The organism is Vibrio genomosp. F10 str. 9ZD137, assembly GCF_049974785.1.
In the GTDB taxonomy this organism is placed as follows: domain Bacteria; phylum Pseudomonadota; class Gammaproteobacteria; order Enterobacterales; family Vibrionaceae; genus Vibrio.
Genome location: NZ_JBNGCJ010000228.1, coordinates 1 through 617, shown reverse-complemented (window position 1 = coordinate 617; position 617 = coordinate 1). Strand labels below are relative to the sequence as shown.

The 617-nt window shown below is 46.0% G+C and carries 1 protein-coding gene; it reads left to right on the top strand.

From position 1 onward, the window contains the following. Window positions 1–178: 178 nt before the first annotated feature. Window positions 179–592, top strand: coding sequence for a hypothetical protein (locus ACP45E_RS03270; protein WP_426510546.1), 414 nt, complete (start codon window positions 179–181; stop codon window positions 590–592). Window positions 593–617 lie beyond the last annotated feature (25 nt).

Here is a 617-nt window from a genome sequence, read left to right as displayed (position 1 = left end):
AATGTAATAGGCCGCCTAACGCCCTGTTAAGGGGTGAGCAACGCAATACAGATGCTCCCGCATACCACCTTAAACACTAAAACCAACGCATAGTGAAAATGCCACGCGTTGCGAATCCCTCTTGAACAGTTTGTTATGTTTTACCACAAATGACTGATTTATTTGGCAAAGAACTGCTTTGTTGACCACGTTTCAAGAAGTCAGTCACACGCTAAAACTCTCTTGGCCGCCAGATGCACGAAACAACAAGCGCGTAAGTCCATTTCCCTGCCCAATGAGGCAACCCGACAAACGTTCAACAAGCGCCCTCTCTTTCCAACCACAGCGCAGAACAATGGCAAATTGCCGAGGCAACTGCCAAGCCGACATGCTAACTGGCAAATACACTCGCAGCGACATAGAGCCAGTGAGATTTGAAACCAACCGCCACGACCTGAAAATGAAGCAACCCACGAATATTGACATGTTTTACGGGTTGAGAAATTCACGAAATCAGGACGACAATGCGGATTTGCTGAGGCAACTCGAACGAATGGCTAAAGGGACAAAGAACAGAGTTCGAAGAATTTTTAAGCCATTGAAATACAAGTAAACATAACGCCCAATTAAGGGGTGAA